This is a genomic window from Ruegeria sp. BHSB056, assembly GCF_059613305.1.
On the sequence record NZ_JBXWSG010000165.1, the window covers coordinates 1 to 2,647 of the forward strand.

The 2,647-nt window shown below is 56.8% G+C and carries 2 protein-coding genes; one reads left to right on the forward strand and one right to left on the reverse strand.

Annotated features, from left to right (window positions below):
* Nucleotides 1-98: 98 nt before the first annotated feature.
* A complete protein-coding gene (locus AC2FND_RS19920) occupies nt 99-1,265 on the forward strand; it encodes a DegT/DnrJ/EryC1/StrS family aminotransferase (RefSeq protein WP_496771438.1) in 1,167 nt (388 codons plus the stop codon).
* 7 nt (nt 1,266-1,272) lie between these two features.
* On the opposite strand, the gene AC2FND_RS19925 is transcribed toward AC2FND_RS19920, so the two are convergent.
* Nucleotides 1,273-2,647 (reverse strand): oligosaccharide flippase family protein (locus AC2FND_RS19925; protein WP_496771439.1); only part of this gene is annotated, 1,375 nt, incomplete at its 5' end.

Consider the following 2,647-nt stretch of genomic DNA (forward strand, 5'->3'; position numbering starts at 1 on the left):
AATATCCTGAAAACGGGGTTTTCACCTATTGGACATTGCGATGAAAACCGTCTGACACACCGTCGGGCTTGGCGGGGTTATTGAATTGCGGGACGGGGATGAGAAACGACACAGGTAAGAGTACGCTTTATTGCGGCGATCCTTCGATGCGGCTGGTCAATTTGTTCCGCCGTGATCCTGCGGGCGGGTATGCAGCGCTGTTCAGGGACCGTTCCGTTTTCTGGAGTTTCAATACACGTGTAGCGATCCGGGCGGCTTGCGATCTTCTTGATCTGAAGCCTGGAGACGAGGTTCTGGCGCCGGCCTACAATTGCGGATCAGAGATTGATCCGCTGATTGATGCCCACCTTTCTGTCCGGCTGTATCCTGTCACCAAAAACCTGCTTGCCGATCCCGCACGGATTGAATCGCTTATCACAAGACAGACGCGGGCCATCTATGTGACGCATTACTTTGGGGTGATTCAGCCCGCTCTGGCAGAACTGCGCGCATTATGTGATCGGCACGGGCTGCGTCTGATCGAGGATTGCGCGCTGAGCCTTCTGAGTGGCGCTTCTCCGGCTGAGGGGCGTATTGGGGACGTTTCGGTCTTCTGTTTTTACAAGTTCATCCCGGTTTTGGGCGGGGGCGCCCTGGTGATCAACGCGCCGGATCTGGACGCAACGCGCATGTTTGAACGCTCCCCGCCGCGCAGAACGGTTGCCAAGACACTTGTACGTGCGGGGTTAGCGAATGTGCTTGGCCCGGCACGGCTGAAAGGGATGGTAAAAGCCCTGCGGGGTGGGGATCAGGTGGACCCACAAGCCTGTTCCAATGAGGAGGTTCTAGAGGATATTCCCGGCCATTACTATTTCGACCCTGCTTTGCGCGGCACCCGGATGAGCACCTTTGCTGCCCGCCCCCTGCGGGCCTTTTCTGTGTCTCAGGCCATTGAGAAACGTCGGGCGAACTGGCAGTGCTACCGGGATCTTCTGACCGATATGGCAGGTGCGCGCCTGCTCGTGCCCGAGCTGTCGCCCGATACTTGCCCGTTGAACATGCCTGTGATGGTGGCTGGTCGCGACCGGATCGTGCAGGAGCTGCAAAAAAGCGGGGTTGGTGCAACTCCCTGGTGGGCCGGGTTCAACCGCAATCTCGACTGGACGGGGCAGGCTGAAGCGATGACGCTCAAGAACGATACCCTGTCACTGCCGCTACACCAGTACCTCTCTCAAGACCATATCGAGTATATTGTTTCCGAGTTGAAGCGGGCCCTTAGGGTCTGACAGCCATTCAGAATATCTTGGCGACGAACTTGCGTTTGATTTTCGACGCAAGTTCTAACGCCAGGCTTTCGAACCCTTTGGGCCGCCCGGACAGGTGCCATAGCAACAGGTGTGTTGCGATATATGTGAACACGCCGACAAGCACCTTGACCGAGAAGCGGATACGCAGCAGCGGCAGTTCCTCGGCGGAATTATAGGCCCAGCCGATCGCATCGCCACTGCCATAGGCGCTGCTGACGATTAGAACGGCGGTGACCATTGTGATGGCTGCGGCAAAGGTACGCCAGGCCATGAGGATGGGTGTGAGAAGCCCCCCGGTTCCAAAATCCTTGGCCATGACCAGCGCCAGACCGATCGCGAACAGGCTGGCGGCACCAGACCCGAGGATCGCGCCCACAAACCCATGGGTGGATCCCAGCAGCACCAGCATGGTTGTTACGACCAACAGGATACTGTTGCGCAGAAACAGCCGTTTTGTGTCACCCTGCACGTAGCTTGCTGACCGGACATTGGCCTGCAGCGTTTCAATGGCCTTGAGCGGGGCGAGCACCCAGATGACCTGAGAGGCCGCTAGCCACTCATATCCGACCACCACGACGATCAGGTGGTTTGCGACCAGCGCCATTCCGACACTGACGGGAATGATAATGCCCAGCAGGATGGCATTAGCTTGCTCAAAGGCTTCGCGGTCGTTGCCCTGAGCCCTGGAGATGCTGGCAAGCCCGGGATAAATCACGCGCTCAAGTGGTCCGATGACCTGGCTGGTGAACAGTGACACAAGGCGAAAGCCAATTCTGAAAATGCCAGCATCCGCCAGCCCCAATGTCGCTCCGATAACGATTTGCGGCATGTTGGTCGTCAGGAATTGTGTGATTTGTGCGCCCAATGACCATGATGATACGTCGATACAGTCATGCCAACACCTGAGCGTCAGCCGGGGCCGCATCGGTGCGACGGCAAAGGACCAGATAACACGTGCAACTTGGGTCAGAAAATTGGCTGCAACAATGGCCCAGAAGTCGCGCCATAACCAGGTAAGACACACTGCGAACAACGTATATGTAATACGGCTAATAGCTTCTTCACCTGCGACGAATCCAAACCTGAGATCCCTTTCCAGCAGGAGAAACCGTGTGCTTTTAAGCGAGCTGACGATGGCGATCAGGCATAAGGCAGGAATCAATTCGGTCAGGACAGGTAAGCCCAGAAAACCCATGAGAGGTGCGCTGGTCCAGATCAGGGCGGCCGCGGAAATACCTAGCAGCAGCTGCATCGTGAAAACCGTATTGAGATGCGCTTCGGTTACTTCGGGCTGCCGGATCAGTGTCATGGAGACCGCGCGCTGCGCGATTTCAAGTAATGCCACCGCGATAACGAAATAG

Excerpts from the sequence above, each read along its gene's own strand:
- AC2FND_RS19920 (WP_496771438.1), top strand. The coding sequence starts at position 99 with ATGAGAAACGACACAGGTAAGAGTACGCTTTATTGCGGCGATCCTTCG.